Source organism: Brevundimonas sp. GN22 (assembly GCF_054824005.1).
The window spans coordinates 56326-62714 of record NZ_JSYD01000002.1; the positions used below are offsets into that span (position 1 = coordinate 56326).

Below are 6389 nucleotides of genomic sequence, written 5' to 3' on the forward strand. Positions count from 1 at the left end.
AGCGCTCTTTAATGGACGAACTTCACAGCCAGAAGACCGCCCACCAGCAGTACGATCAGCAGCACGGTAAACAGGGCCAAACGCTTTTCCACGATGGCCAGCATGGGCTCGCCCCAGCGTTTGAGCACAAATGCCACCAGGAAGAAGCGCATCCCCCGCGTCAAGACGCACAGGGCAATGAACAGCGCCAGATTGAACTTGAAGATGCCCGCCGAAATGGTGATCAGCTTGAACGGAATCGGCGTCAGTCCCTTGATCAGGATCACCCACGCGCCATGCTGCTGGAACATGGCTTTAGACGTCTCGAACGCCTCGGCCTTTCCCATGGTGGCCAACATCCACATGCCCACGGGCTCGAGGAAATGGCCGATCAGATAGCCGAGCAGTCCGCCAAGCACCGAGGCCACGGTACAGACCGTCGCATAGAAATAGGCCCGCTCCGGTTTGGCCAGAACCATTGGGGCCAACATCACATCCGGAGGGATGGGAAAGAAAGAGCTTTCAGCGAAAGACACCGCTGCGAGCGCCGGTGTGGCACGGCGATGGCGGGCCAGTGAAAAGACCCAATCATAAAGCTTACGCAGCATCTTCATCTCGGCTTGGCAGCGAAGAGGTCGACCCTAGCAACCTGTGATCCCAAACGCGAGGCATGAGCCTCCAACTGCGGCTGTATGACCATCTTGTCCTTTAACCTTATACAGCATAGCTTTTGCTCGACGTTTTCGCGCCGCCCGCGCGTCACGTTGTTAGTATCCGCCAGTCTGGTTGCGTCCGTGTTCAAGCGTCCTCGAAATCTCCAACCTTTGCTGTCGAGTCTCGCCATGCCCATTCAGACGCCGCGCTGGCTTCCCTGGCTCAGCCCGCTGACAGCTATGATGGGTGCCTGGTTTGTTGGCGTCCGCGCTATTCAGGGCGGCTTCTGGGCCGTGCTGTGCGTGGCTCTCGTCTGCGCCATCCTGCCCTTCATCGGCTATCGCATCTGGTACCGCCTGCGCACCAAGTCCCAGTCCGAGATCGCTCAGGGCGGGTGACAAACCAGCCCTCCCACCGTATCTGGCTTAGCTGGGTAACGGAGGGATTTTGGATGAAACTGTCTGTCGTAAGCGCTGTGCTCGGCCTCGGCCTTGGTCTGATGGCCACGCCTGTTATGGCCAATGATGCTGCGAGCGAAAGTCGTTGGGCACTGGCCATCCACGGCGGCGCAGGCGTGATCGAGCGTGCGCAACTGAGCCCCGAGCGTGACGCGCTGTATCGCCAGGGGCTGCAACAGGCCCTGGACGCCGGGCAGGCCGTTCTGGCCGCGGGTGGATCGGCCCTTGATGCTGTCGAAGCCAGCGTGAAAGTGCTGGAAGACAATCCGTTGTTCAACGCCGGCAAGGGTGCAGTCTTCACCTCCGACGGTCGTAACGAGATGGATGCCGCCATCATGGACGGCACCAATCTGAATGCCGCCGCGGTTGCTGGCCTGACACGCACGCGCAATCCGGTTCGTGCCGCGCGTGCGGTGTTGGAGCGCTCGCCCCACGTCATGCTGATCGGGGAAGGTGCCGAGGTGTTCGGCGATTCCGTCGGTCTGGACAAAGTCGATCCCTCCTATTTCTTCACCGAGAGCCGTTGGCAGGCCCTGCTCAAGGCTTTGCGTGATGCGGGCTCGCCCTTGCCGGCCCGTCCGCGCGGTGCACCTCCGGAGCCTGTCACCACCGGACCTTCGGCACCTCTCGCGTTCAACCTGAACGAGGCCCCGCTGGACGAGCGCAAATTCGGTACGGTTGGTGCCGTCGCTCTGGACCAGCAAGGGCGTATTGCCGCCGCCACCTCGACCGGCGGCATGACCGCCAAACGCTGGGGCCGCGTGGGCGATGTGCCGGTCATCGGTGCCGGTACCTATGCGTCCAACGCTGAGGGATGCGCCGTGTCGGCGACGGGTGCAGGCGAGTATTTCATTCGCGCCACGGTCGCCCGCGACATCTGTCACGGCACGGCCAGCGGCCAGACCCTGCAGCAGGCCAGCGATGCGGAAATCGCCGAAGTTGGCCGTCTGGGTGGGGACGGCGGCGTCATCGCGGTGGCCCCCGACGGCACGGTCGCCTTCTCGATGAACACATCGGGCATGTACCGCGGCACCGTCTCCAGCGCTTCGACCGCCCGCGTGGCAATCTACGCAGACGAAGAAGCCCCGGGCGTTCGCCAATAGTCGGCTGTCCACTGGCCCTCCTTCGCGGGAGGGCCTATCTGCAGCCCTCTTTGAAACCGAAATGACCCCCGATGGCCCACGAAAACGAACTGTCCGAAATGGCTCTCGAAGAACTGGACGCCGCCTGCGGTCTCCACTTCGTCGAGATGAAGAAGATCACCCCCTGGGGCGACACCTATGAGGCCATGGCTCCGTCCGGTCGCGAGGTCGAGGTCGAACGCCGATACCTCTGGGATAACGGCATCGAAGGCAGCGCCATCGTCGTCGAGGTCGAGGTCCGCGATCCTGCATTGCAGACCGGTGCCGAAGCCCGCGCTGTGATTTCAGCCCCTATCAACTGAACAAGCTGGACAGTATTGCCGGATTTCGCAAACGGGCGACAGAATCCGTTTGCGAAATCAGCATTTACGACTAGCTTTGTTCCATGAAACTCGCATCGCTCAAGCATGGCCGCGATGGCCGCCTCGTTGTCGTTTCCGATGACCTGAACTGGTACACGGACGCCTTCCTGATCGCCCCCACTCTTCAGGCTGCTCTGGATGACTGGGATCGTTGCGAGCCTCTGCTGCGCACCTTGGCCGAGAGCCTTGAGCACGAAGCCGTACCGCGTGGTCGCTTCCACGAGCGCGAAGCGGCCGCCCCTCTGCCCCGCGCCTATCAGTGGGCGGACGGTTCGGCTTATGTGAACCACGTCGAACTGGTCCGCAAAGCGCGAAACGCGGAAATGCCCGCGACCTTCTGGACCGACCCGCTGATGTATCAGGGCGGCTCTGACGGTTTCCTCGGCCCGCGTGATGCGATCCCTCTCAAGGACGAAGCGTGGGGCTGTGATCTGGAAGCCGAAATCGTCGTGGTGACCGGCGACGTTCCGCTGGGTGCCAGCCGCGAGGAGGCCCTGTCAGCCATCCGCCTCGTCGGCCTCGTCAACGACGTGTCGCTGCGCAACCTGATCCCCGGCGAACTGGCCAAGGGGTTCGGCTTTGTTCAGTCCAAGCCTGCCAGCGCCCTGTCGCCTGTATTCGTGACACCGGACGCTTTGGGCGACCGCTTCAAGGACGGCAAATTGCACGGCCCGCTGCTTGTCAGCATCAACGACCAGCCGTTCGGCAAGGCCGATGCGGGCGTCGACATGACCTTCGACTTCGGCACCCTGATCGCGCATCTGGCCAAGACCCGCGCCCTGTGCGCCGGTACGATCATCGGTTCGGGTACGGTATCCAATAAGGACGCCGACGGTGGTCCGGGTCGTCCGGTCGCCGAGGGTGGTCTGGGTTATAGCTGCATCGCCGAAGTCCGCATGGTCGAGACCATCCAGCAAGGGGCGGCCCAGACCGGCTTCCTCAAGCACGGCGACGTGGTCCGCATCGAGATGCTGGATGACAAACATCACAGCATTTTCGGCACCATCGAACAGACGGTTTCGCCGGTATAATCACACCGTCAAGCGCCGCTCCTTCGGGGCGGCGTTTTTCTTTCTCAAAGCGGATTGACCAATGCCCGCGCATCGCTAGATTGCGCCTCCTTCCCAGACCGTGCCGGTGTGGTGGAATTGGTAGACGCGCCGGACTCAAAATCCGGTTCCGCAAGGAGTGTCGGTTCGAGTCCGACCACCGGCACCATGGGTTTCCCCGACAATCAATCACTGCAAGCGACTTGGTCGCGGGGTCAGCCTGCCCGCTTGGCGTGGATGGCCAGATACTGCGGGCCGACGATCCTCATAAGGTCTGCAAGTGACCTTGCACCCAACCGGTCCATCAGGTGGGCGCGATGGGTTTCGACGGTTCTGGGGCTGAGATTCAGATTGGCGGCGATGACCTTGTTGGTGCCGCCTGCCAACAGGCCGTCCAGCACCTGCCTCTCGCGCAATGACAGGCTTTCGAGACGGTCGATCTGTTCAACCGGCACCTGTGCGATCGGATCACGCGGCGGCAGGGCCGCACGGATCGCCGCGCGAATCTCTGCTCGATCCGTCTTGGCCGAAAGGACGGTGGTCGCGCCATGGCGCATCATATCCACGATATCGGCCATGCTGACCTGCTGCTGGGCGAGCACCAGCCACGGGAAACGCTCGCGGTTCTGGGACAGCATGGGCACTGCCGTCTTCAACGCTGCGCAAGCCCGCTCGGCCCGAATGACAATAAGTCCGCGCCGCAGGTCCTGCTGTACCACGGCGAAGGCTTCAAAGCTGTCGAAGCGGCGCACCCGGACTTCTAGCGTGGCTAGGGCGCGTTCCTTGGCGAAATAGCCCTGATCTACCTTTCCCGCCAGATTGATCAGATAGACCCGCTGTTCCATGCGGCGTTGAAGGAGCGAGAAGACGCCGCCGATCTGCCGGACCACGCCATCGGCATCGGGAATGGCGAAACTCATCATATGGACGTGACGCTCCACCCCTGCGGCAGTGGTGAAGGTCCAGACATCCTCTAGCGGAAGCCCTTCGACCGCACGCCCCAAAGCATCGTCCGCCCGCTCTCGCTGTTCCGGTGCCAGATGCATCAACCAGTCCGCCCACAGTTCGGGCGGACCGTCTCGGGGTAGGCCCCAGTCGTCGCCCGCTTGGGGGTTCAGAGCGCGCACCCGTCCGGTCTCGACGTCGACGATCCATCCAAACTGTTCGCGTCCGTATCGGTCGACCGGGCTGCGTTCGGCACCGCGCTCGGTCAGGAAAGTGGAAGCCGCAGTCGCCGCTTCGTGCCAATGGTGGATATCGGTGCCCGTGCCCGACCATGCATGGATGCGCCCTTTGGCATCGGTCAGGGGCGTAAAGTGCAACAGGCACCAACGGGTCGTCTGGTCTTTGGTGCGCACTCGCACCTGCATTTCGAAGGCTTGGCGGCGGCTGGTGTGTTCGTGCATTTCCGCCACCATCACAGCCAGATCGGGTGCCAGCATCAGCTTGGCAGGTTCAACCGTCTCCAAGCGTTCGATGCCAAGGAACTGTCGTCCGAGACGGTTGATCCAGACGGGTCGGCCACTGGGATCACTTCGCCAGAGGAAGCGCGGCCGCTGGTCCATCAGCGTGAGCAGGGTTTCCTCGCTGGCCTTCACAGCCTGCTCGGCCAGTTTACGGGCCGAGATGTTTACCAGCAGATTGAGCCGCCCCTTGATCTGGCCATCGCGGTCGCTGAGGGGCGATTGCATCACCTGCCACCATTCGGGCGTGCCGTTGATGGGGATCATGGTCTCACCGGCGCCTGCCTGATGGCGGATCAAGGCCTTCCACAGAGGATCGGAGATTTCTCCGACCGCCTGCCCCTGCACTAGTCGTCGATCGGGAAATGCTTTTTCAAACGCCCCGTTGAAAAACAGCCGCCCTGCGCTGCCCCAAAGAATAGCCGCCGGCAGCGGAAGAGGGAGTAGATTCGACAGTGCCGCCAACAAGCCCTCGTCCCACGTCTCCAGCGATCCCATCGCATGTTGCGACCAGTCACGGATCAGAATGCGCTGCCCCTCGGGGTAGGCCTCCAGAGCCAAGGCATAGGGCGGCGCGCTCATGTCAGCCTCGCCTTCAGAAGCGGCTTCAGCAGATAGGACAGGACGGTGCGCTCACCCGATTGCACATCCACCTGGGCCACCATGCCGGGACGGATGGGGAGGCGACGGCCATTCTTCTCCAGCCATGCCCGGTCCGTCCGGATCAGCACGCTGTAGAACGCCATTTTGCCGCGTGGCGTGTCCTCTTCGATCGTGTCTTCGCTGATCTGTTCGACGCTGCCGGGCAGGTCGCCATAGACGGTATAGTCGTAGGCGGTGATCTTCACCCGCGCAGGCATGCCCTCTCGTAGGAACGCCACGTCGCGCGGCTGGATCTTCACCTCGACCAAGAGTTGGTCCTCTACGGGGGTCAGTTGCATGATCGCCTGACCCGGCTGAACCACACCGCCGCGCGTGGTGATCATGATCTCGTTCACCCGCGCCTTGACCGGTGCGACCAGTTCGGTCCTGTCAAGCTGGTCGCGTCTCTGATTCAAGATCTGGGTCTGGGCCGCCAGTTCCGCCTTCTTGGCCGCCAGCTCCGAATACGCTTCCTGCATATAGGTGTTGCGTACCTCGGTCTGGCGTCCGGTCAGGGCGGCAATGTCCTTACCCAGTCTGAGAGACTCCACCTCGGACACCACGCCGCGCTGGGCCAGCGGTTTGACCAGCGACAGCTGCTGTTGGGCATAGCCGGTTTCCGACGACAGGGCGGCCAGCG

General features: G+C 62.5%; 7 protein-coding genes and 1 tRNA gene. 5 read left to right on the plus strand and 3 right to left on the minus strand.

The window, feature by feature from the left end; all coding sequences use genetic code 11:
• Positions 1-8: 8 nt before the first annotated feature.
• Complete coding sequence (locus OB03_RS00325) at positions 9-587, minus strand: YqaA family protein (RefSeq protein WP_242912993.1); 579 nt, start codon at positions 585-587, stop codon at positions 9-11.
• Positions 588-821: 234 nt separating this feature from the next.
• Here OB03_RS00325 and OB03_RS00330 point away from each other — a divergent pair, with 234 nt between their 5' ends.
• The 5 genes from OB03_RS00330 to OB03_RS00350 all read left to right on the plus strand — a co-directional run bounded on the left by OB03_RS00330 (position 822) and on the right by OB03_RS00350 (position 3813).
• Positions 822-1031 (plus strand): hypothetical protein, encoded by a 210-nt coding sequence (locus OB03_RS00330; protein WP_461342836.1) that lies wholly within the window; start codon positions 822-824, stop codon positions 1029-1031.
• A 53-nt stretch (positions 1032-1084) separates the two neighbouring features.
• A complete protein-coding gene (locus OB03_RS00335) occupies positions 1085-2194 on the plus strand; it encodes an isoaspartyl peptidase/L-asparaginase family protein (protein WP_461342837.1) in 1110 nt (369 codons plus the stop codon).
• A gap of 71 nt (positions 2195-2265) precedes the next feature.
• Positions 2266-2535 carry a hypothetical protein gene (locus OB03_RS00340; protein ID WP_242912989.1) on the plus strand — a complete coding sequence of 90 codons (270 nt, stop codon included), beginning with the start codon at positions 2266-2268 and terminating at the stop codon, positions 2533-2535.
• 83 nt (positions 2536-2618) lie between these two features.
• Positions 2619-3626, plus strand: coding sequence for a fumarylacetoacetate hydrolase family protein (locus OB03_RS00345; protein WP_242912983.1), 1008 nt, complete (start codon positions 2619-2621; stop codon positions 3624-3626).
• A 102-nt stretch (positions 3627-3728) separates the two neighbouring features.
• Positions 3729-3813, plus strand: a tRNA-Leu gene (locus tag OB03_RS00350).
• A gap of 46 nt (positions 3814-3859) precedes the next feature.
• Here OB03_RS00350 and OB03_RS00355 read toward each other — a convergent pair.
• Complete coding sequence (locus tag OB03_RS00355) at positions 3860-5689, minus strand: LuxR C-terminal-related transcriptional regulator (RefSeq protein WP_461342838.1); 1830 nt, start codon at positions 5687-5689, stop codon at positions 3860-3862.
• Positions 5686-6389, minus strand: a 704-nt coding sequence (locus OB03_RS00360; RefSeq protein ID WP_461342839.1) for an HlyD family efflux transporter periplasmic adaptor subunit, incomplete at its 5' end; no start/stop codon positions are given. The genes OB03_RS00360 and OB03_RS00355, both read right to left, overlap by 4 nt.

Coding starts and splice junctions, on each gene's coding strand:
- OB03_RS00325 (WP_242912993.1), bottom strand. CDS start 587: ATGCTGCGTAAGCTTTATGATTGGGTCTTTTCACTGGCCCGCCATCGC.
- OB03_RS00330 (WP_461342836.1), top strand. CDS start 822: ATGCCCATTCAGACGCCGCGCTGGCTTCCCTGGCTCAGCCCGCTGACA.
- OB03_RS00335 (WP_461342837.1), top strand. CDS start 1,085: ATGAAACTGTCTGTCGTAAGCGCTGTGCTCGGCCTCGGCCTTGGTCTG.
- OB03_RS00340 (WP_242912989.1), top strand. CDS start 2,266: ATGGCCCACGAAAACGAACTGTCCGAAATGGCTCTCGAAGAACTGGAC.
- OB03_RS00345 (WP_242912983.1), top strand. CDS start 2,619: ATGAAACTCGCATCGCTCAAGCATGGCCGCGATGGCCGCCTCGTTGTC.
- OB03_RS00355 (WP_461342838.1), bottom strand. CDS start 5,689: ATGAGCGCGCCGCCCTATGCCTTGGCTCTGGAGGCCTACCCCGAGGGG.